Annotated in this window: 23 protein-coding genes; 10 read left to right on the top strand and 13 right to left on the bottom strand. The window is 73.2% G+C overall.

Annotation, left to right across the window (positions count from 1 at the left end; translation table 11 throughout):
- Positions 1-12: 12 nt before the first annotated feature.
- Positions 13-810, bottom strand: coding sequence for a helix-turn-helix transcriptional regulator (locus Q5425_RS06605; protein WP_308671192.1), 798 nt, complete (start codon positions 808-810; stop codon positions 13-15).
- A gap of 92 nt (positions 811-902) precedes the next feature.
- Between Q5425_RS06605 and Q5425_RS06600 the strand changes: the two genes are divergently transcribed.
- Positions 903-1,829: an NADP-dependent oxidoreductase gene (locus Q5425_RS06600; protein ID WP_308671191.1), complete on the top strand. Its 927-nt coding sequence runs from the start codon at positions 903-905 to the stop codon at positions 1,827-1,829.
- 27 nt (positions 1,830-1,856) lie between these two features.
- Here Q5425_RS06600 and Q5425_RS06595 read toward each other — a convergent pair whose 3' ends face one another.
- The 8 genes from Q5425_RS06595 to Q5425_RS06560 all read right to left on the bottom strand — a co-directional run bounded on the left by Q5425_RS06595 (position 1,857) and on the right by Q5425_RS06560 (position 8,234).
- Entirely contained in the window at positions 1,857-2,195 is a 339-nt protein-coding gene (locus Q5425_RS06595) for a hypothetical protein (protein WP_308671190.1), read from the bottom strand.
- Complete coding sequence (locus tag Q5425_RS06590; RefSeq protein ID WP_308671431.1) at positions 2,192-2,992, bottom strand: DUF692 domain-containing protein; 801 nt, start codon at positions 2,990-2,992, stop codon at positions 2,192-2,194. The genes Q5425_RS06595 and Q5425_RS06590 overlap by 4 nt, the downstream gene beginning before the upstream one ends.
- On the bottom strand, positions 2,985-3,902 hold the full coding sequence (locus Q5425_RS06585) for a TIGR04222 domain-containing membrane protein (RefSeq protein ID WP_308671189.1): 918 nt from the start codon (positions 3,900-3,902) through the stop codon (positions 2,985-2,987). The genes Q5425_RS06590 and Q5425_RS06585 overlap by 8 nt, the downstream gene beginning before the upstream one ends.
- A gap of 66 nt (positions 3,903-3,968) precedes the next feature.
- The gene (locus Q5425_RS06580; RefSeq protein WP_308671188.1) at positions 3,969-4,874 is read right to left on the bottom strand and encodes a TIGR04222 domain-containing membrane protein; all 906 of its coding nucleotides are present in this window, start codon (positions 4,872-4,874) and stop codon (positions 3,969-3,971) included.
- A 103-nt stretch (positions 4,875-4,977) separates the two neighbouring features.
- Complete coding sequence (gene msrB / locus Q5425_RS06575) at positions 4,978-5,400, bottom strand: peptide-methionine (R)-S-oxide reductase MsrB (RefSeq protein ID WP_308671187.1); 423 nt, start codon at positions 5,398-5,400, stop codon at positions 4,978-4,980.
- Positions 5,401-5,419: 19 nt separating this feature from the next.
- Complete coding sequence (locus Q5425_RS06570) at positions 5,420-5,725, bottom strand: hypothetical protein (protein ID WP_176176147.1); 306 nt, start codon at positions 5,723-5,725, stop codon at positions 5,420-5,422.
- A 53-nt stretch (positions 5,726-5,778) separates the two neighbouring features.
- The gene (locus Q5425_RS06565; RefSeq protein WP_308671430.1) at positions 5,779-7,452 is read right to left on the bottom strand and encodes a protein kinase domain-containing protein; all 1,674 of its coding nucleotides are present in this window, start codon (positions 7,450-7,452) and stop codon (positions 5,779-5,781) included.
- 119 nt (positions 7,453-7,571) lie between these two features.
- The gene (locus Q5425_RS06560) at positions 7,572-8,234 is read right to left on the bottom strand and encodes a TVP38/TMEM64 family protein (RefSeq protein ID WP_308671186.1); all 663 of its coding nucleotides are present in this window, start codon (positions 8,232-8,234) and stop codon (positions 7,572-7,574) included.
- A gap of 122 nt (positions 8,235-8,356) precedes the next feature.
- Between Q5425_RS06560 and Q5425_RS06555 the strand changes: the two genes are divergently transcribed.
- From Q5425_RS06555 to Q5425_RS06545, 3 genes are all read left to right on the top strand, one after another.
- Positions 8,357-9,373, top strand: coding sequence for a DNA polymerase domain-containing protein (locus Q5425_RS06555; protein WP_308671185.1), 1,017 nt, complete (start codon positions 8,357-8,359; stop codon positions 9,371-9,373).
- 507 nt (positions 9,374-9,880) lie between these two features.
- Positions 9,881-10,273 carry a DUF6221 family protein gene (locus tag Q5425_RS06550; RefSeq protein ID WP_308671184.1) on the top strand — a complete coding sequence of 131 codons (393 nt, stop codon included), beginning with the start codon at positions 9,881-9,883 and terminating at the stop codon, positions 10,271-10,273.
- Between the two features lie 36 nt (positions 10,274-10,309).
- A complete protein-coding gene (locus Q5425_RS06545) occupies positions 10,310-11,296 on the top strand; it encodes an LLM class flavin-dependent oxidoreductase (protein ID WP_308671183.1) in 987 nt (328 codons plus the stop codon).
- Positions 11,297-11,369: 73 nt separating this feature from the next.
- On the opposite strand, the gene Q5425_RS06540 is transcribed toward Q5425_RS06545, so the two are convergent.
- A complete protein-coding gene (locus Q5425_RS06540; protein ID WP_308671182.1) occupies positions 11,370-12,026 on the bottom strand; it encodes a maleylpyruvate isomerase N-terminal domain-containing protein in 657 nt (218 codons plus the stop codon).
- Positions 12,027-12,044: 18 nt separating this feature from the next.
- The gene (locus Q5425_RS06535) at positions 12,045-13,598 is read right to left on the bottom strand and encodes a helix-turn-helix domain-containing protein (RefSeq protein WP_308671181.1); all 1,554 of its coding nucleotides are present in this window, start codon (positions 13,596-13,598) and stop codon (positions 12,045-12,047) included.
- Positions 13,599-13,721: 123 nt separating this feature from the next.
- On the opposite strand from Q5425_RS06535, the gene pruA reads away from it, so the two are divergent.
- Together pruA and Q5425_RS06525 are read left to right on the top strand one after the other, a co-directional pair.
- Complete coding sequence (pruA, locus tag Q5425_RS06530; RefSeq protein WP_308671180.1) at positions 13,722-15,350, top strand: L-glutamate gamma-semialdehyde dehydrogenase; 1,629 nt, start codon at positions 13,722-13,724, stop codon at positions 15,348-15,350.
- A gap of 25 nt (positions 15,351-15,375) precedes the next feature.
- On the top strand, positions 15,376-16,305 hold the full coding sequence (locus Q5425_RS06525; protein ID WP_308671179.1) for a proline dehydrogenase family protein: 930 nt from the start codon (positions 15,376-15,378) through the stop codon (positions 16,303-16,305).
- Between the two features lie 46 nt (positions 16,306-16,351).
- Here Q5425_RS06525 and trxA read toward each other — a convergent pair whose 3' ends face one another.
- On the bottom strand, positions 16,352-16,723 hold the full coding sequence (gene trxA, locus Q5425_RS06520) for a thioredoxin (RefSeq protein WP_308671178.1): 372 nt from the start codon (positions 16,721-16,723) through the stop codon (positions 16,352-16,354).
- An 85-nt stretch (positions 16,724-16,808) separates the two neighbouring features.
- Between trxA and Q5425_RS06515 the strand changes: the two genes are divergently transcribed.
- From Q5425_RS06515 to Q5425_RS06500, 4 genes are all read left to right on the top strand, one after another.
- Positions 16,809-17,051: a DUF2630 family protein gene (locus Q5425_RS06515; protein WP_308671177.1), complete on the top strand. Its 243-nt coding sequence runs from the start codon at positions 16,809-16,811 to the stop codon at positions 17,049-17,051.
- A 132-nt stretch (positions 17,052-17,183) separates the two neighbouring features.
- On the top strand, positions 17,184-17,594 hold the full coding sequence (locus Q5425_RS06510) for a YciI family protein (protein ID WP_308671176.1): 411 nt from the start codon (positions 17,184-17,186) through the stop codon (positions 17,592-17,594).
- Positions 17,591-18,052 (top strand): VOC family protein, encoded by a 462-nt coding sequence (locus Q5425_RS06505; protein ID WP_308671175.1) that lies wholly within the window; start codon positions 17,591-17,593, stop codon positions 18,050-18,052. The genes Q5425_RS06510 and Q5425_RS06505 overlap by 4 nt, the downstream gene beginning before the upstream one ends.
- Before the next feature lie 3 nt (positions 18,053-18,055).
- A complete protein-coding gene (locus tag Q5425_RS06500; protein WP_308671174.1) occupies positions 18,056-19,195 on the top strand; it encodes a DUF6596 domain-containing protein in 1,140 nt (379 codons plus the stop codon).
- 161 nt (positions 19,196-19,356) lie between these two features.
- On the opposite strand, the gene Q5425_RS06495 is transcribed toward Q5425_RS06500, so the two are convergent.
- On the bottom strand, positions 19,357-20,904 hold the full coding sequence (locus Q5425_RS06495) for an alpha/beta hydrolase (RefSeq protein ID WP_308671173.1): 1,548 nt from the start codon (positions 20,902-20,904) through the stop codon (positions 19,357-19,359).
- Between the last annotated feature and the right edge of the window lie 40 nt (positions 20,905-20,944).

The following is a 20,944-nucleotide window of genomic DNA, read 5'->3' as shown; positions in this document are numbered from 1 at the left end:
GTAAAGCGGGTTCTAACCCGCCTTACCACTCACGACGAGCTGCGGCAGGCGCGCCGCGGCGCGGTAGCGGCCCGGTGTCTGACCGACGAGGTGGGTGAAGGCTTCGATGAAGCTGCCCGGGTTCGCCCAGCCCAGCCGGATCGCGGTGTCGGTGACCGAGGTGCCCTCGCCGAGTTCGAGCAGGGCCCGCTGGACCCGCAGCAGCGTGCGCCACTGGTGGAAGCTCATCGACAGTTCGCTGCCGAACAGGCGGCTGAGGGTCCGCTCGCTCGAGCCGGTCCGGCGTCCCAGCGCCGCCAGGGTCGCCGGGCTCGCCGGATCGGCGTGCAGCAGGTCGGTGACGGCCTTGAGGCGAGCGTCGCCCGGCTCCGGGAGGCGCAGTGGTTCCCGCCGGGCGCGAGCGAGTTCCTCGATGACGACCTCGAGCAGCAGCCGCGCGCGGGGGCTGCCGTCCGGGTCGTGGTCGCCGGCCAGGGCCAGGTAAGCCTCGCGCAGCAACGCACTGGCCGCGAACACCGAAGGTTCCGCGGGCAGCCGCCCGGCCGGTTCCGCCGGAACCCGGAGCAGCCGGACGTCGGTCTCGCCGTGCGAGCGGCTGCGGTGGACGTGGAAAGCCGGCACCCAGGTGATGCGGTTCGCCGGCGCCACCCAGGTGCCGGCCTCGGTGGTGGTGACCAGCGCCCCGGAGGCGGCGTACCTGAGCTGGCCGAAGTCGTGGAAGTGCGCGGCGATGTCCTGGCCGTGGGCCAAGGGCTCGCAGACCGGCGGATCACCCGCCGACAACACCGGCTCGGGGACGGGTTCGGACACGCCGTCCAGCCTAGCCCCGCTGTGGCGGGTTTCCGGAATTTCCTGTCCGGACACCGGTGGTACGCCGTTCCGGGGGCGGCCATCGTGGAGTCATGCGAACCATCACCCAGCACACCTTCGGGGGCCCCGAGGTCCTCACCATCGTCGACGCGCCCGAGCCACGGGCCCAGCCGGCCGAGGTCCTCGTCCGCGTCGAGGCGATCGGGCTGAACCCCCTCGAACCGCGCCTGCGCGCCGGCGAGTTCCCGCTGCTCGGCCCGCCGCCGTTCGTCCTCGGCTGGGACATCAGCGGCGTGGTCGAAGAGGCGCAGACGTGGCGGTTCCGGCCCGGCGACGAGGTGTTCGGGATGCCGCTGTTCCCCCGGGCGGCCAACGCGTACGCCGAAGCCGTCGCCGCGCCGGCCCTGCACCTGACGCGCAAGCCGGCGTCGCTCTCCCACGTCGAGGCAGCGGCGTTGCCCATCGCCGGGCTGACCGCGTGGCAGGGTCTCGTCGACCTCGGCGGCGTGACCGCGGGCGACCGCGTCCTGGTCCACGGCGGTGGCGGCGGCGTCGGCCACCTCGCGATCCAGCTCGCCAAGGCGCTCGGCGCGCACGTGACCACCACCGCCGGCCCGGGCAAGCGGGAGTTCGTCGAAGGCTTCGGCGCCGACGAAGTGATCGACTACACCGCGGTCGACTTCGCCGAGGCCGTCCGCGACATCGACGTCGTGCTCGACACGATCGGCGGCGAAACCGCCGAGCGGTCGCTGGCCGTGCTCCGCCCCGGCGGTCACCTGGTGACGGCGGTCGCCGAGGAGGACGTGGCGCTCATCGCGAAGTACGAGGCGGCCGGAATGCGCTTCAGCGGCATCGGGGTCGACCCCGACCCGGTCGCCCTGCGCGGTCTCGCCGGACTCGTCGACCAGGGCAAGCTGCGGGTCCACGTGCAGGAGACGTTCCCGTTCGAGCGCATCGCCGACGCGCACCGGCTGCTCGAGCGCGGGCACCTCCGCGGCAAGGTCGTCCTCACCGTCTGACCCCGCCGCCCGGGGCACCGGGACGGCCTAACGGCGCCGGAGCCGGGCCCGCCAGCCCCGTTTCGGCTTCGGCAGGTGGCCGCCCGCGATCAGCCACGTCACGAACTCGTCCGCGTAGGCCCCCGATCGCTCGGCCGCCTTCTTCGGCCGCTGCGCGCTGAACTCCGCGAACAGCGGCCCGTACCGGTCGCCCAGTGCCTCGGCCAGTTCGGGCCGCTGGTAGGCCAGCACCCGCCCGTGCTTGCGCCGCAGCACGGTCGCCTCGACCCGCAACCGGGCGGCGTCGAAACCCGGCGGCGGCGGGCCGCCGGCCAGCAGCGCGTGCAGCAGTTCCGCCTGCCGCCGGGCCAGGTCCTCGCGGCTCACCCCGTCACCGCCGCCCGCAGGGCCGCCAGCTCCGCCGCCAGCTCGTCGTCAGCCGGGTAGTCGTCGTCGCGTTCCAGGAGCACGCCCGGCGGGTCGGTGCGGCGGCGCAGCTCGGCCAGCAGGTCGAGCACCTCCGGCAGCACCGGGTGCGCGTGCGTGTCGTGGTAGACGCCGTCGCGCTCGACGCCGCCCGCCATGTGCACGTACGCCAGCCGCTCCCACGGGATGCCGTCCAGGAACGCCGCCGGGTCGGTGCCGATGTTGCGGGCGTTGGCGTAGAGGTTCGCGACGTCGATGATCAGCCCGCAGCCGGTCCGCTCGGTCAGCTCGGTGAGGAACTGCTCCTCGGTCAGCTCGGCGTCCGGCCAGTCGAGCACCGCGGCGATGTTCTCCAGCGCGAACGGGACGTCCACGATGGACTGGGCGAGCCGGACGTTCGCCACCAGCACGTCCAGTGCCTCGCGCGTGCGGGGCAGCGGCATCAGGTGCCCCGAGTCGAGCCCGCCCGCGCGCACGAAGCACACGTGGTCGCTGACCAGCGGCGCGTCCAGGGCCCGCGCGATCTCCGCGAGGTGCTGGACGCGGCCGGTGTCCAGGGGTTCGGCTCCGCCGAGGGACAGCGAGACGGCGTGCGGCAGCACCGGCAGGCCCCGCTCGCGCAGCGCCACGAGCGTCTCCGGCAGGTGGTCGGCGTGCAGGTTCTCGGCGACGACCTCGACCCAGTCGACGCCCGGCAGCCGCGCGATGGACAGGTCCAGCTCGTGCCGCCAGCCGATCCCGATGCCCAGCTCACCCACCGCAGCCCCCACCGCCACCGCCACACGAAGACCCGCCGCTGCACGACGACGAGCTCGAGCACGACGACCCGCTGCTGCAGGACGACCCGCCGCCGGACGAGCCACCACCGCCGAACGACGACGACGGCGGCGGGGTCAGCGCCGCACTCAGCTCCTCGTCCGGGTACATCGACCAGCCGCCCAGCGCGACGGCGGCCGCGGCCCCGCCGAGCAGCACGCCGCCGGCCAGCATCCCGGCCGGCACCGGCCCGCTCGCCGCGGACCGGGCCTGGCCGAGCAGGCGCTGCCCCGCGGCCGACGGCTGCCGCGGTCCGGTCTTCGACCGGCGGACCGCCGCCACGATCGCCAGCACCGCCGCGACGACGACCAGGAACACCAGGATCCCGACCGGGCGGCCGAGGGAGATGCCGTTGACCAGCCGCACCACCCCCAGCGCCAGCACGGCCAGCTGCGCGAGCAGGCCGAACGTCCGGGCCTGCCGCTTCGCCGCCGCCGAGACCAGCAGGCCGCGCTGGTCGAGGCGCTCCTCCAGGGCCCGCATCGCCGCGGACCCGCGGACCTTCGCCCGGATGATCGCGGTCGTCTTCAGCTTCGCGACGTCGAAGACGGCCCGCTCCAGCGGTTCGCCCGGCTGCGTCCCGGTCTTGCTGATCTGCTGGTAGCTGTTCACGCGCAGCTGCCCGCGTTCCACCAGCGCCGCGATCGCCGCGTCGGTGGCCCGGTCGGGGCCGCCGGCGAGGAAGGCGAGCTCGTACACGGTCGGCGGCGGGCCGTCCGGCGCCCGGCCGGCCCGCATCGCGCGGCTGCGCACGATCCCGGACACGACGACCCGGACCAGCAGCGCCGCGCCGAGCAACACGATGTAGAGGACCACAAAATCCGGTCCGGAAATGCCCCACGGGTCATTCATCGCCCGTCTCCCCTCGAAGTGTCGCGGTCACCGTAGCTGTGAGACGCAAGCGCTCGCGTCGGCGTTTCAACCGCCGCAGCCCCCGCCGCCACCGCCTCCGCAGCCGCCGCCCCCACCGCCGCACGAGCTGCCCCCGCCACCGCCACTGCAGGAGCTGCCGCCGTAGTAGCCGACGGCCGCGCCGCCCCCGGCGTTCGCCCAGCGGGACCGGCGGGGGCGGGCCGTCGACTGCTGCGTGGCGCGGCTGACGGCCAGCCGGACGTCCTTGTCGGGGTGGCCGCCGAAGCCGTCCGCCGCGACCGCCCCGGCCGGGCCCGCGACGAGCGTCCCGGCGCGGCGCGCCTCTTCGGCGGCTGCCCGGCCGGCCACGGTGGCTTTCACCTCGCGCTTGTTCGCGGCGCGGACCGTGCCGAAAACGGCCGCGACGGTGTTCAGCGCGAGCAGGCCCAGCAGGAAGCCGACGGGGTGCCCGGTGGCGGACCCGGCGATCAGCCGGACCACGCCGAGCACGAACAGCGCCCAGTACGCGACGGCGGTCAGCACCCAGGTCAGGCGGAGTTTCCGGACGTCGGTGAGCAGGCCGCGGGCGACCAGCCCGGCCTCGAGCGCCGTCGCCGACGGGTGGTGGCGCACCTCGGCGCGCACCCGGTCGACGGAGCTGCCGGTCTTGCCGATCCGCACGAGCGCGGCCCGGCCCAGGTCGTCCGGCGCCGAGCCACGGACGCGGTGCAGGCGCCCGGTGCCGTCCAGCCGGACCACCTGCCGTTCGAGCAGCTGGGCGACCACCAGCTCACCGAGCCGCGTGCGGCCGCCGAGCAGCAGGGCGAGCTCCTCGGCCCGCTCCGGCGGCCCGCCGGCGTGGCCCCGCGCGAGCAGCGCGGCGCGCACCACCGCGCCCAGCGCCACGAGCAGCAGCAGCGCCAGGTACAGGCCCGCGAACACCGGTCCGGGAATGCCCCAGGTGTCGGTCATGAGTCCGCCCTCCCTCGTCCGTGTGCGGAGACTACGTTCGAGGAAGGGCGGGGGGTTGCTCGCTTAAGAAGGATTTAGGACGGCGGATTTACGACGGCGGTTTTTACGACGGGGGTACCAGTTTCAGCGAGATCGAGTTGATGCAGTAGCGCTGGTCGGTCGGGGTCGGGTAGCCCTCGCCCTCGAAGACGTGCCCGAGGTGGCTGTGGCAGGAGCCGCAGAGCACCTCGATCCGCTTCATGCCCATGGTGCGGTCTTCGCGCAGCAGCACGGCGTCGGAGTCGGCCGGGTCGTAGAACGACGGCCAGCCGCAGTGGCTCTCGAACTTCGTGTCGCTGCGGAACAGCTCGGCACCGCAGGCGCGGCACTCGTAGACACCGGTGGTCTTGGTGTCGGTGTACTCACCGGTGAACGGCCGTTCGGTCCCCGCCTGGCGGAGCACGGCGAACTCGTCGGGGCTGAGCTGCTCCCGCCATTCCTGCTCGGACTTCACGACGCGCGGGGTCGCGCCGACAACGGGTTTCATACCTTTCACCCGATCCACGTTACGCTGCGAGCCACGCGAGGGCGTGCACCACGATGTCCCATGCGGCGACGATCACGCCGAGCACGATGAGGACCACGATCAGCGCCGACACCCAGTAGCGCAGCCCGCCGAGGCGGTTGCTGGAATCGGCGAAGTCGGCCACGCCGTCGAGAGCGGCTTCGATGGTGAAGTTGGGGCCACACCGCTCGATGCGGTCGAGGTGCTCGGCGAACGCGCGCGCCTCCGGGTCGTACGGGTCCAGGCCGACCAGGTCCTCGTGGAAGCGAGGATTCTGGCCCGGCAGCGAAGCTCCGTCGTCGGCCATGCCCCCACGGTAGGCCATCGGAACCGTTCAGCCCACTGGACGCGCGTTACGTCTCAGTTGCTCGAACCCGAGCCGCCGAGCTTCGTGTCGGCGTCGATCAGCGTCTGCCCGCCCACGATGACCAGGCGATATGCGCGGCGGCTGCCTCCGACGTTGACGTTCATGATGAGCGAGCCGTCGCTCTCGTTGCCGCCCGAGTCGGCGTGCGCGGTGTTGACCTGGCCGATCGCGCTCTTGTTGTCCGCCCAGTACTGCTGGTAGTTCTGCTCGCTGCCGTAGACCTGCTGGGCGGCCGGGGTGAGCTGGTCCCAGTGCGCGGCCGGGTCGCCGAAGTAGTCGATGACCATCTTGCCGGCCGAGCTGAAGTTGCTGACCCGGCTCTCGGTCGGGGTCTGGCCCAGCTTCGCGGAGACGTTCGAGCTGCTGCTCGACCCGGTGGTCTTGGGCGTGTTCTGGCCGGCGGTCGGCTGGTTGCCCGTCGACTGGCCGGCCTGGTTGTTGGTCGAGCCCCCGCCGCCGCCCGAGTTCAGCAGCACGAACACGATCACCGCGACCACGACGACCGCGGCGCCGCCCCCGGCGAACAGCGCGTACTTGCGCTTGCTGTCCGGCTTCGGGGTGTTCGACGAGTACTGGGGCGCCCTGGCCGTCGGCGCGGCCGCGGGCATCGGTCTGGGCGGGGTGTTCGGCGGGGCGGCCGGGGACCGCATCGGCATGAACGCCGCGGTCGGGCGCGGCGGGTTCGACGGTGCTTTGCCGGCCGGGGCCTTGTTCGCCGGGACGGGCGTGCCGACCGGCGGGGACGACGGCGCCTTGCTGCCGGTCCGCTGCCACGGCGGCCGCTCGCCGTCGTCGGCGGGCGTGGCGGGCTTGCGGCCCGCGCCGCCGGAGAGCAGCGGCGGTGACGCCGTCATGCCGCCGGGCTCGGTCCGGGCCAGCGCGGCCAGCCGCTCGCGGGCCTCGGCCATGCTCGGCCGCTCGCCCGGCTCGCTGCGCAGCAGGCTCATCAGCAGCGCGGTCGCCGCCCCGGCCTGCACCGGCGGGTTGATCTGGCCGTTCGCCGCCGCGTAGAGCAGCGCGAGCTGGTTGGTGGTGTTGCCGTACGGCGTGGTGCCCTCGATCGCCTGGTAGAGGGTCGCGCCGAGGGCGAAGACGTCGGAGCTGGGCACCGGGTCGGCGCCGCGCGCCAGCTCGGGGGCGAGGTAGGCGGGGGTGCCGCCGATCAGGCCGGTCGCCGTCAGCGTCATGTCGCCGGCCGCGCGGGAGATGCCGAAGTCGGTGATCTTCGCGGTGCCGGTCTCGTCGATGAGGATGTTGCCCGGCTTGACGTCGCGGTGCACGATGCCGGCGCGGTGGGCGGCCACCAGCGCGGACGCGACCTGCTCGCCGATCCGGGCGACCCGGCCGAGCGGGAGGGTGCCCTCCTCGGAGAGGATCGTGGAGAGGCTGGGCCCGTTCAGGTACTCCATCACCAGGCACGGGTCGCCGTTGTGCTCGGCGATGTCGAACACGACGATCGCGTTCGGGTGCTGGAACCGGGCCGCGTTCTTCGCCTCGCGCATCGCGCGCTGGCGCATGTTGTCGCGTTCGGTCTCGGAGACGCCGGGCTGCGGCAGGATCTGCTTGATCGCGACGGTGCGTTCGAGGCGCACGTCGGTCGCGCGCCACACGACACCCATGGCACCGCTACCAATGTGCTCGACGAGGCGGTAGTGCCCCGCGATCAGCTGACCGGTGTCGATGGCGACTGCTCCTGACGAAATTCCCGGTGGTGGTGATCCTGCTCAGCGCGTTCCCGCTTCGCGCACCCGATCGAGTGTAGCGGTCGGAGGCACGGGAGTTCGCGTCAGCCAGCCGGTCCGGCGGGCGCCGGTTCGGCAGGTGCCCGTTTCCGGAACACCGTGACCAGCCCGATCGTCCCGGCCAGCGCGAATGCGCCGTAACAGGCGAGCAGGGCGGGCGGCGTGTCGCCGGTCAGCGCGTCACCGAGGACGACCACGGCGACGGTGCCGGGCACGCTCCCGAGCAGCGTCCCGGCCAGGTACGGGGCGAGCCGGACCGACGACACGCCGCAGAGGTAGCTGAACGGCGCGAACGGCACCACCGGGATCAGCCGCAGCGATGTGATCGCGAGGACACCGCCGCCGGAAAGGCGGTCGTTGACCGTTTTCACCGCCGACCGGTGCAGGTGCCGGGTGACCAGGTCCCGGCCGAGCAGGCGGGCCAGGCCGAAGGAGAGCCCGGCCGCGATGGTGGTGGCGACCAGCCCGATCGCGATCCCGGCCGCGGTGCCGACGAGCAGGCCGGCGGCGAGGTTGAACACCGTCCGCGGGATGGGCGCCACGGTGAGCAGCGAGTACGCGACGAGCAGCACGAGCGGGGTGGCGGGGCCGGTGGCGGCGGCCCAGGCCCGCAGGTCGGCCGGGCCGGGGATCGGCAGCAGCACCGCGGCCGCCGCGAAGACGGCGAGCACGGCGAGCGCGACGATCAGTTTGGTACGGCCGGACACCCGCTCCAGCCTACAGCCGGAGCTTTCACGTGAAAGCTCCCACCTGGGGCCGGAGCTTTCACGTGAAAGCTCCGGCACGTTCGCGGGCGCCGCGGTGCGCGATCACCGCTAGCGTGGCCCGCATGCCCAAGCACGGTGACCCGGTCGAGTACGAGGTGGGCGGGCGCGCGGTCCGCGTCACGAACCCGGACAAGGTGTACTTCCCCCAGCGCGGCATCACGAAGCGGCAGGTCGTCGAGCACTACATCGCGGTCGGCGGGCCACTGCTGCGCGCGATCGGCGAGCGGCCGACGACGCTGAAGCGCTACGTCGACGGCGTCGAGGGGGAGTGGTTCTACGCCAAGCGCGTGCCGAAGGGTGCGCCGTCGTGGGTTTCGACCGCCGAAATCACGTTCCCCTCGGGCCGCAAGGCCGACGAGGTGTGCCCGACCGAGCCGGCGGTGTTCGCGTGGGCGGCCAACCTGGGCACGTTCGACTTCCACCCGTGGCCGGTCCGCCGCGCCGACACCGACCACCCGGACGAGCTCCGCATCGACGTCGACCCGCCGGACAGGGCGGGCTTCGCCGACGCGGTCGAGGTGGCCCAGGTGGTCCGCGAGGTCCTGGCCGACGCGGGCCTGACGGGCTACCCGAAGACCTCCGGCGGCCGCGGCGTCCACGTGCTGGTCCGGATCCGGCCGGAGTGGGACTTCGTCGCGGTCCGCCACGCGGTGATCGCGCTGGGCCGCGAGGTGTCCCGCCGCATCCCGGACAAGGCGACGGTCTCGTGGTGGAAGGAGGAGCGCGGCGGAAGGGTGTTCCTGGACTACAACCAGGCGGCCCGCGACCGCACGGTGGCGTCGGCCTGGTCGGTCCGCGGGACGCCGCGGGCGACGGTGTCGACGCCGTTGACGTGGGACCTGCTGGGCGAGGTGGACGCGGACGACTTCGACGTGCTGACGATCCCGGCGTTCCTGGAGCGGTACGGGGACTTGCATGCGGGAATGGACGAGACGCCGTTCGGCCTGGAGACCGCGCTGGAGTGGTACGAGCGGGACGTGCGTGACCACGGTCTCGGGGATCTGCCTTACCCGCCCGATTACCCGAAGATGCCGGGGGAGCCGAAGCGGGTGCAGCCGAGCAAAGCGCGGCCCGAATGACGGTCACGGCCTGCGGCAGCTGACGGTTGCTTTCCGACGACCACGTTGCACCCCGCCGAGCCGAAGCACTGCTGGAACCGGACGGCCAGATCCCCCGAGCAGTCCTTTGCCACGGGCTCGGCCGCCGCCCGAGCGAGCACACCACCACCCCTGGCCGTCTGCGGCGCTGGGGCGGCGGAACGGCCGGCGGGGAATACGGCGCGGGCGGACCGGGTGAGGCGGAGTCCGGCGGCAGGCGGCCGCGGCTTCTCCGGTGGGTTGTCACCGCGGCCACGGCAGTGGCGGCCGTCACCGAACCGGTAGGCGGGTTTGGGAAATACGCTCCGCCGAAAGAACGAACCGGGACGCGGAGTGATCGCGCCGACGCCCGCTGTCGCCTTTCGGGTCACAAATGTTGCACGGCCGATCTCCGTGTCACGATCTTGGTCTCCGACGGCGTAACGTGCGGTCCCGGATCGACGACTCCCCGGGACCATCGGGGGGCGGGTTCGAGGAGGGAGGCCCTTCGTGGACGACCTGATCGCTTTCCTCGCGGCGCGCGTGGGCGCGCGGCAGGCGTTGATCATGCAGGCCGTCAACAAGGCGAAGGCCGGCGAGACGATGAACCGCGGTGAGACGAAGGTCGCCGTGGAGCAGCGGATTCGCGGGTTGACCGATCTCGAGCTCGATGTGGTCAACCAGATGATCAACGAGATCGAGGCCACCCGGCGGATCCTGCTCGCCCACCGCACCACGGTGTCGGAGAAGGTGCCCGGTTTTCCGCTCTACGGCAGCGAATACTGGTGTGAGACCTGCCACGTGCCCGCCGACGAGGCCGGCTCCAACTGGTGCCTCACGCTGCGTCTGCTGGCCCTGCCCTACGCCGACCACCCGGAGTACAGCGAGCGCTGGCGGCCCTGACGGGAATCCCGTCACCCGCCCGGCGTTGCACTTCGCGTGACGCTCTTCTCCGTTCTCGACCGCTCGCCGGTGCGGCGGGGCGCCGGGTCCGCGCAGGCGCTGCGGGACACCGTCGCGTTCGCCGCCGGCGTCGAACGGCTGGGCTACCACCGGTTCTGGGTGTCCGAGCACCATGGCGTGCCGGGCGTCGCCGGGTCCGCGCCGACCGTGCTGGCCGCGGCCGTCGCCGGGGCGACCTCCCGCATCCGCGTCGGCACCGGGGGTGTGATGCTGCCGAACCACCGCCCGCTGGTCGTCGCCGAGCAGTTCGGTGTCCTGGAAGCGCTTCACCCGGGCCGGATCGACATGGGGCTCGGCCGGTCGGTCGGCTTCACCGGCGGCGTGCGATCCGCGCTGGGGCACGGCAAAGAGGCCGCCGACGACTTCGGTGCGCAGGTCCGCGAACTGCTCGGGTTCTTCACCGGGGAACACGCTTACCCCGGCGTGCACGCCTACCCCGCCGAGGGTCTGCGCGTGCCGCCGTTCCTGCTGGCCACCGGGTCCGGCGCGGACCTCGCCGCGGAACTCGGGCTGCCGCTGGTGATCGCCCCGGTGCGCGGCGAACGCGCGCTGGCCGAAGCCGTGACGCGCTACCGCGACGGCTTCCGGCCGAGCGCGTGGGCGCGTGAGCCGTACGTGGTGGTGTCGACGGCGATCGCGGTGGCGGACTCGGCCGCGGCCGCGCGCCGCCTGCTCGTGTCGGAGGCCTGGGCGACGGTGTATTCGCGCTCCCACGGCGTCTTCCCGCCCCTGGACCCGCCGGACGAGATCCTCGCCGCCCCGATGTCCGACCGCGAGCGACGGCGCCTGGCGGAGACCCTGGACGGCCAGATTTCGGGCACGCCGGCCGAAGTCGGAGATCGGCTCGGCGCATTGACCGGCGCTGCGGGCGCCGACGAAGTTCTGGTGACCACCGCCGCGTACGACCAATCCGCGCGGCTGGATTCTCTCGCCCGGCTGGCCGATCTGCACGCGATTGTGTGAGCCGATTTCCCGATAGCCGGACAACGCGTCGGAGAATTACCGCGGGCGCATTTCCGTGTGGTGGTTTTCCGCCTCAACCGAGCACGAACGGCAGCCGCGCCGCGAGGTCGCCCAGCTCGGCCGTCTCCGCCCCGGTCGGGGCACGGCGGCCCGTCGCCACCAGCAGCACGTCCTCGTCGGAGAACGACGAGGGGAACGCCGTCCCCGCGATCTCCTCCACCATCACCCGGGTCCGCGCGAGTCCCTCGGCGGGCGGCCCTGGAACCGACCGCACGTGGGTGACCAGGTCCAGGTGGTGCAGCGTCCACTCCAGCACGTACGCCGACAGGTAGTCGCCCGCCGTCAGCACCATCTCCTGCGTCGACACCCGCATTCCCGGGTCCGCCAGGTCGGCCGCGCGGCCCGCCGCCGCACCGACGTCGTCGAGGTGGAACTTCAGCAGCGCCGGGTCCTCGTACGCCGCCGCCAGGCGGACGATCAGCGCCGACAGCGGATCCTCACCCGAAGGCGGCTCGGATCCGACCGCCCAGTACGTGATCGCATCGTGCGTCAACGCCGAGGAAGCCGGGGTGGCCAGCGTGATCAGCACGTCCTGCGCGTCGATCACCAGGTGGCACACCAGGTCCCGGACCAGCCACCCCCGGCAGCCGGACGGCTTCGCGAACTCGGTGCCGGGCAGGGAGGCCACCGCGGCGCGCAACGCCGCCCACGTGCGCGAGAAGAGATCCACCGCGCGAAGCTAGCAGGGTCAAAGGCGCAGCTGCAGCTGAGTCAGCAGCCGCTGCGCCGGGTCGTCGAAGTCCACTCCGGACACCTCGGCCGCGCGCCGGACGCGGTACCGGACGGTGTTCGGGTGGATGTTCAGCACCCGGGCCGCCGCCCGGACGTCGCCGAACGCGTTCAGCCAGGCCAGGACCGCCGGCACGAGGATGCCGCCGTGCTCGGCGTCGTGCGCCGCCAGCGCCGTCAGCCGCGGGTCGCGGATGCGGGGCTGCTCGCCCAGGAAGGACAGCACCTCCGACAGCAGCACCTCGGCGCGGACGTCGGCCAGCGAGGCGACGTCGGCGGCCCAGTGCCCGCGCGTCATCGCCGCCAGGACGCGGTCGGCGTCGCCCCGGGAGGCGGCCGCCTCCGACAGCCGGGGCACGACGCCGCCGAGGGCCGCGCGGACCGGGACGTCGAGGTGGCGGCGGGCCGTGCCGGTGATCTCCTTCGCCAGCGCCAGCACCGCCGCGTCGGAGTGCTCGGGCAGGTCGGGCAGCAGCGCGTAGACGCGGCCGCCGATCACGCTCACCAGCGCGCTGCGCCGGTAGGCCGCCGTGTGCACGGCGATGAGGTGCACGAGTTCGGCCCGCCGCAGCTGCCGGTTGCCCGACCGCTCCAGGGAGAACGCCAGCACCTGCGCCGGCCGCGCCGGGTCGGCACCGATGTCGTCCGCGACGGACTCGGCGTCGAGCCGGCCCTCCAGCAGGCTGGCCAGGAGGTCCTCCCGCAGGCGCAGTTCCGGGCTCGGCAGCGTGCGGGCCCGGATCAGCTGCGGCGCCAGGGTGCGGCTCGCGCCGAGCAGGGCCGTCTCGGCCCGTTCGGTGAGCGGCTGGGCGCCTTCCTGGACCCAGATCGTCCCCAGCGGCTGCTTGCCGGCGTGGATGCCCGCCGCGATGCGCCGCCGGATGCCGAGCTCGGGCCGCTCGTCGATCCGGACGATCCCTTCCCCGGCGCGAAGCCGCTGGTAGACGCCCCATTCGCGGAGCATCGCGAGGTAGCGCTCCGGCCCTTCGCGGCCGAGGATCGACAGCCGCCGCAGCTCGTCGACCTCGTCGCCCGCCCGCGAATACGCGAGCACCCGGCTCGCCGTGTCCTCGATGCTGACCAGGCCACCGGTCAGCGTCGCGATCGTCTGGGCCAGGGCGAACAGGTCGCCGAGCACTTCGCCGCCGGCCGCTTCCCCGCCCGCGCGCGCCGCCTCGACGACCCCGCGGGCCAGCGATTCCACCTGTTCCCAGCGCGCCTCCGCGCCCACCGTGAGCAGCGCGACGCCCGCGTCCGCGGCGACGTCGGCGCCCGTCGCGCCCTTGACCGCCACCGCGGCCGCGCCGCCGCGCCCGGCCGCGCGGATGGCCGGCGCCGCCGCCCGGCCGCGGGCCCCGATCACCAGCACCAGGTCGCCGGGGGACGCCTCCAAGGGGTCCTCGGGGTCGAGGATCACGACGTCGGTGACGGTGACGCCGAGGCCGTGCGGCGCCACGACGACCTCGACCAGCGGCTCGCCGAGCGTCGCGAGGACGTGCCGCAGGGACGTCACCGCAGCGTTATCCGGCCGGACAAGTTCATACGGGCGATTTTAGCCGATCGGACAAGCCCGTGGGACGTGTCCGGAGTTACCGTTCGGGGCATCAAGGACGTACGGACCAGCAGAGGAGCCGCCGTGGACGCCGTGACCCAGACCCCCGCCCCGACGAACGAGCCGGTGCTGACCTACGCACCGGGCAGCGCCGAGCGCGCCGAGCTCGAGGGTGCGCTGAAGCGGCTGGGCCAGGCGGAGCCGATCGACCTGACCGTCACCATCGGCGGCGAGCAGCGCCCCGGCGGCGGCGAGCAGATCGACGTCGTCCAGCCGCACAACCACGCGCACGTCCTCGGCACCATCCACAGCGCGACGCAGCAGGACACGACCGACGCCATCGCGGCCGCCGCGAAGGCGGCACCGGAGTGGCGCGCGCTGTCCTACGACGACCGCGCCGCGATCCTGCTGCGCGCCGCCGACCTGCTGACCGGCAAGTGGCGCGCCACGCTCAACGCCGCCACCATGCTCGGCCAGTCCAAGACCGCGACCCAGGCCGAGATCGACTCCGCCTGCGAGCTGGCCGACTTCTGGCGCTTCAACGTCGAGTTCGGCCGCCGCATCCTCGCCGAGCAGCCGATCAGCTCGCCGGGCATGTGGAACCGGATGGAGCACCGGCCCCTGGAGGGCTTCGTCTACGCGATCACGCCGTTCAACTTCACGGCGATCGCCGGCAACCTGCCGACCGCGCCCGCGCTGATGGGCAACACCGTGCTGTGGAAGCCGTCGCCGACGCAGTCGTTCGCGGCGCACCTGACCATGCGGCTGCTCGAAGAGGCCGGGATGCCGCCGGGCGTGATCAACCTGCTGCCGGGCGACGGCAAGGCCGTCTCCGAGGTCGCCCTGACCCACCGCGACCTGGCCGGCATCCACTTCACCGGCTCGACCGCGACGTTCCAGCACCTGTGGGGCACGGTCGGCGCGAACATCGCGGGCTACCGCGGCTACCCGCGGCTGGTCGGCGAGACCGGCGGCAAGGACTTCGTGCTCGCGCACGCCTCCGCCGACGTCGACGTCCTGCGCACCGCGCTGGTTCGCGGCGCTTTCGAGTACCAGGGTCAGAAGTGCTCCGCCGCTTCGCGCGCCTACATCCCGCGCAGCGTCTGGAACGAGCTGAAGGACGGCCTGGTCTCCGAGACCGAGGCGCTGTCCTACGGCGACGTCACCGACCTGTCGCACTTCGGCGGCGCGGTCATCGACCGGCGCGCGTTCACCAAGCACTCGGACCTGTTCGACCGCGTCAAGAACGACGCCTCGGTCGAGGTCCTCGCCGGCGGCACCGCCGACGACAGCGTCGGGTACTTCGTGCAGCCGACGATCCTCGTGTCGGACAACCCGAAGCACGAGATCTTCTCGACCGAGTACTTCGGCCCGATCCTGTCGGTGCACGTCTACGAGGACGGCGGTTTCGACGACGTCCTGAAGCTGATCGACTCCTCCGCCGCGTACGCGCTGACCGGCGCGGTCATCGCCAACGACCGCACCGCCGTGGCGAAGGCGGCCGAGGCGCTGAAGTTCTCGGCGGGCAACTTCTACGTCAACGACAAGCCGACCGGCGCGGTTGTCGGTCAGCAGCCGTTCGGCGGGGCGCGGGCCTCGGGCACCAACGACAAGGCGGGGTCGATCTTCAACCTGCTCCGCTGGACGAGTCCCCGCTCGATCAAGGAGACCTTCGTCCCGCCGACCAGCGTCCGCTACCCGCACCAGGGCTGAGCCCCGGAGACAGGGAGGTCCCGTCATGTTGCGTGCGCCGTTGCTCGCCGCCGCCCGCTCGAAGGGCATCCGGCGGCTCGTCGAGGCCGTGCCCGCCACGCGATCGGTGGTGCGCCGGTTCGTGGCCGGGTCCGGGACCGCCGACGCCGTCCGCGTGGCCGGGGAACTGGCCGCGGACGGCCGGCGGATCACCCTCGACCACCTGGGCGAGGACACGACCGACGCCGCGCAGGCGGCGGCGACCGTGGCGGCCTACGAAGCCGTGCTGACCGCGCTGGCCGCGGAAGGCCTGGCCGAGGGCGCGGACGTCTCGGTGAAGCTGTCGGCGGTGGGGCAGTTCCTGCCGTCGGACGGCGAGGACGTCGCCTTGGAGAACGCGCGGAAGATCTGCGCGGCGGCCGAGGCGGTCGGCGCCACCGTGACGCTCGACATGGAGGACCACACGACCACGGACTCGACGCTCGGCATCCTGCGGGAGCTGCGCGGCGAGTACCCGTGGGTGGGCGCGGTGCTGCAGGCCTACCTGCGCCGCACCGAGCAGGACTGCCGCGAGCTGGCCGGGCCCGGGTCCCGGGTGCGGCTGTGCAAGGGCGCGTACGCCGAGCCGGAGCCGGTGGCGTTCGCGGACAAGGCCGAGGTGGACCAGTCCTACGTCCGCTGCCTGCGTGTCCTGATGGCGGGCGAGGGTTACCCGATGGTCGCGTCGCACGACCCGCGCATGATCGAGATCGCCGCCGCGCTGGCCGAGGAGAACGGGCGCACGGACGACGACCACGAGTTCCAGATGCTCTACGGCATCCGGCCGGAGGAGCAGCAGCGGATCGCGGCTTCGGGCGCGCGGATGCGCGTCTACGTCCCCTACGGCGACGAGTGGTACGGCTACTTCATGCGCCGCCTGGCCGAGCGCCCGGCCAACCTGGCGTTCTTCCTGCGGGGGCTCGCGACGCGCTCCTGAACAGACGAAGGCCGCCCCGCGGGGCGGCCTTCGTCTGTGGTGGTGGTCAGGCCTGTTCGGTCTCGGCTTCGGCGGCCTTGCGCTTGACCTCGGCCATGTCGACCTCGCGAGCCTGCTTGATGAGGTCTTCGAGGGCGGGCTCGGGGAGCGCGCCGGGCTGGGCGTAGATCAGCGTCTTGTCCCGGATGATGGCCAGCGTCGGGATGGAGCGGACGTCGAAAGCCGCCGCGAGCTGCTGCTGCGCTTCGGTGTCGACGCTCGCGAACACGATGTCCTCGTGCTTCTCGGAGGCCTTCTCGTAGACCGGCGCGAACTGACGGCACGGCCCGCACCAGCTCGCCCAGAAGTCGATCAGGACGAACTCGTTGTCGTTTACCGTCTGGTCGAAGTTCTCGGCAGTCAGCTCAACGGTGCTCATGCCCTGGTCAACGAACCGGGCCCGGCGGGAATTCCCGGGGCCGGGGTAGCGTCTGGGTGCGAGTACCCGCGAAGAGGAGGAACAGATGGCCGACGGCGAGATCCTGGGCCGGATCGACGAGCTGATCGCGGAGGAGCACGAGCTCCGGTCGCGCTCGGTCGGCGTGGGACTGGGCGGCGGCGACAAGGACCGCCTCACCGCGGTCGAGCAGCAGCTCGACCAGTGCTGGGATCTGCTGCGGCAGCGACGCGCGAAAACCGAGTTCCACGAGAACCCGGACGACGCCGCGGCCCGGCCGGTCTCCGAGGTGGAGTCCTACCGCCAGTAGGTCCTTCGCGGCCGCCCCGCTCGGGGCGGCCGCGAAAAAACTTCCGGCGTCGATGTCGAAACGGTGGAACCGGCTCCGTCCCCGGGGTGCGAGCGGCCAGAATGGGCCGCCACACACCGAGGGAGCACCACGATGGCCAAGTACCTGTTGCTCAAGCACTACCGCGGCGCGCCGGCCCCGGCGAACTGCGACACGTCCATCGACCAGTGGACGCCGGCGGAGATCACGGCGCACGTGCAGTACATGCAGGACTTCGGGGACAAGCTCGTGGCCACCGGCGAGTTCGTCGAGCACCAGGCGCTCGCCCCGGAGGGGACGTTCGTCCGCTACGACGGCGAGGGACGGCCGCCGGTCACCGACGGCCCCTTCCCCGAGACCAAGGACCTCATCGCCGGCTGGACGGTGATCGACGTCGACAGCTACGAGCGCGCCCTCGAACTGGCCGCGGAGCTGTCGGCCGCACCCGGCCCGAACGGCGAGCCGATCCACGAGTGGCTCGAGCTGCGCCCGTTCCTGACCGCGCCGCCGACCATCACGGAATGACGGGGAACACCATGGGTTACCGGGTCCTGCCGCGGCTGGAGCACGTCGGCGTCGTCGTCGGAGACCTCGAGGCGGCCAAGGCGTTCTTCGCCGAAATCGGCCTCGAGGTGGAGGGGGAGATGACGGTCGAGGGCGGGGCCGTCGACCGGATCGTCGGGCTGGCCGGCGTCCGGTCGGACGTGGCGATGCTGCGGACGCCGGACGGCCACGGGAAGCTGGAGCTGATCCGGTACCGGACGCCGGAGGGGCCGGCCGGGGACCCGCGGGCGCCGTCGAACGCGCCCGGTCTGCGGCACGTCCTGTTCGAGGTCGCGGACATCGAAGACGTCCTCGAGCGCCTGCGGCCGCACGGCGGCGAGCTCGTCGGCGAGCTGGTGCGGTACGAGGACAGCTTCAAGCTCTGCTACGTCCGCGGCCCCGAGGGGATCATCGTCGAGCTGGCCGAGCGGATCGGCTGAACCGTGGACGAAGCTCTGCTCCGGAGCCTCACCCCGGGTGTGCTGGCCGTCCTCGTCCGCCGCGGAGCCGACTTCGCGGCGGCCGAGGACGCCGTCCAGGAGGCGCTGGTCGAGGCGTTCCGCACCTGGCCGGCCGACCCGCCGCGGGACCCGAAGGGCTGGCTGGTCACCGTCGGGTGGCGCAAGTTCCTCGACGCGACCCGGGCCGAGGCCGCCCGCCGGCGGCGCGAGGACGTCGTCGACGCCGAGGTGGTGCCCGGGCCCGCCGCGGCCGTGGACGACACGCTGCAGCTGTACTTCCTGTGCGCGCACCCGTCGCTGACGCCGTCGTCGGCGGTCGCGCTCACGCTGCGGGCCGTCGGCGGGCTGACCACGCGGCAGATCGCGCAGGCGTACCTGGTGCCCGAGGCGACCATGGCGCAGCGCATCAGCCGCGCCAAGCGGACCGTCTCGGGGGTGCGGTTCGACCAGCCCGGCGACGTCGCCACCGTGCTGCGCGTGCTCTACCTGGTGTTCAACGAGGGTTACTCCGGCGACGTCGACCTGGCGGCCGAGGCGATCCGGCTGACCCGGCAGCTCGCGGCGGCGATCGACCACCCCGAGGTGGCGGGGCTGCTCGCGCTCATGCTGCTGCACCACGCCCGGCGCGCCTCCCGGACGACGGACAGCGGCAGCCTGGTCCCGCTGGCCGAGCAGGACCGGTCGCGGTGGGACACCGCGCTGATCACCGAAGGGGTGGCCGTCCTGCAGCGGGCCCTGTCCCGCGACCGGCTGGGCGAGTTCCAGGCCCAGGCCGCCGTCGCGGCCCTGCACGCCGACGCGCAGGACGCGGCGGAGACCGACTGGGTGCAGATCGTCGAGTGGTACGACGAGCTCGTCCGCCTCACCGGCAGCCCCGTCGTGCGGCTCAACCGCGCGGTCGCCGTCGGCGAAGCGGACGGACCGCGTGCGGGCCTGGCGGCCCTCGCGGAACTGGAGGAGACGGTGCCGCGCTACGCCGCGGTGTCGGCGTACCTCCACGAGCGCGACGGCGACCTGGAGACGGCGGCCCGGCTGTACGCCGAAGCGGCGGCGAAAGCGACGAGCCTCGCCGAGGTGGACCACCTCACCCGCCAGGCCGCCCGCCTCAACACCCGCCCCTAACCCCAGCTCCCCCGTGATCGAAGGGGCATCACCTGTGATTGAAGGGGCATCACGTGTGATTGGGCGGGCATCACGCGTGATTGGAGGGGCATCATCGTGATGCCCCTCCAATCACGTGTGTGTCCCTCCTGATCACACGTGATGCCCGCCCAATCACACGGTCAGGCGGGGCAGAGGGTGCCGTCGGCCGGGATTTTGCCGTCGATCAGGAAGGCGCGGGCCGCGTCGGTGACGCAGGGGGAGACGCCGATCGCGCCGTGACCCGCGCCCTGCCAGGTGATGGTGACCGCGGACGGCATCTGGTCGGCCGCGCGGGTGCTGCCGACCTGGGGCGTGACCGGGTCGGTGGCGGTGGCCGCGATCAGGATCGGCGGAACACCCGGCACGCCCGGCGCCGGCAGCGGCTCGGTGCGCACCGGCCACGGGCCGCACCAGGCCAGCTGCTGGGCGACGACCGCGCCGAACTGGGGGTACTTGCCGCGCATCCCGGCCACGACCTGGTCGAGCTGGTCGGCCGAGAGCCGGGTCTGGCTGTCGTTGCAGCGGGTCGCGATCGTGGCGTCGATCCGCGACGGCTGGGCGCGCGTGTCCTGCAGCACCGGCGCGGCGAACGCCGACAGGGCGCCGACGTCCCCGGAGCGCGCCGCGGTGATCGCGTCGGCCAGCTCCGGCCACCGCGAGCGCTGCGAGAGTCCCGAGTAGACGGCGAACATCGCGACGCCCGGGCCGAACGCGACGCCTTCGCCGGTCAGCGGCGGGGTTCGCCGCAGCTGGTCGGTGAGCGCCGCCAGTGCCGCTTTCGGATCGCCCAGGGCGCAGTGCCGCGTCGCGCAGTCCGCGGCGAAGGCGTCCAATGTGGACTGCGCGCCGGCGGCGACCGCGTCCAGGACCGCGGCTGTGTCGGCGCCCGGGTCGGGCACGCCGTCGAGAACCATGCGCCCGACCTGGCCGGGGAAGCGCACCGCGTATTCGGCCAGCACCTTCGAGCCGTCGCCGTGGCCGAGCGCGTCGAGCCGCTCGGCGCCGAGCTGCTTGCGCAGCTCGTCGAGGTCGCCCGCGCCGCGCCAGCTGTCGAGCGCGGTCTGGGAGTCGTCCAGTTCGATGGCGCACTGCTGGCCGGCCTTGCGGGCCGCGTCCAGGACGTCGCCCAGGCCGCCGTCCGCCGGGTCGGCGTCGACGAGATCGTGCCGGATGTCGGCGGGGACGCACTGGGCGGCGCCGGACAGCCCGGTGCCGCGCCGGTCCAGGCCGATCAGCGAGAACTTCTCCAGGAACGCGGGCGGCAGCGTCGCGGCCAGCCGCGCGGCGTACACGCTGCCCGGTTCGCCGTCGACGTCGTTGACCACGACCAGCGGCACCGGCCCGGCGCCGGCCTTCAGCGCCAGCAGCCGCACCACCGAGCGGCGGGGCTCGCCGGGGGCGTCGAGCGGCGCGGTGACGCGGGCGCAGGTGAAGTGCAGGCCGTCCGGGACGCCGGGGGTGCCGATGCGCTGCCGGGTGTCGTCGTCGCAGTCGGCCCACTTCAGCGACGGCGACTGCGGCTCGGTCAGCGGCGGCAGGGGGACCCCGGGCGTGCGGGTGGGGGTGCTGCCGGTCGTCTTCCCGTCGTTCTCGACCAGCGCCGGGCGCACCGACGGCCCCGCGGCGCAACCCGCGGCGGCGGCCAGGGCGAGCAGCGCGGCCAGGAGACGGGTACGGCGGCGGCGCACGGGCGGGGTCCTCACGTCGAACGTCGATCAAGGGCAGGCC

This window comes from Amycolatopsis sp. A133 (assembly GCF_031082405.1).
GTDB lineage: Bacteria > Actinomycetota > Actinomycetes > Mycobacteriales > Pseudonocardiaceae > Amycolatopsis.
The sequence above is the reverse complement of the archived record's forward strand: the minus strand, read 5'-3'. Positions and strand labels throughout refer to the sequence as shown.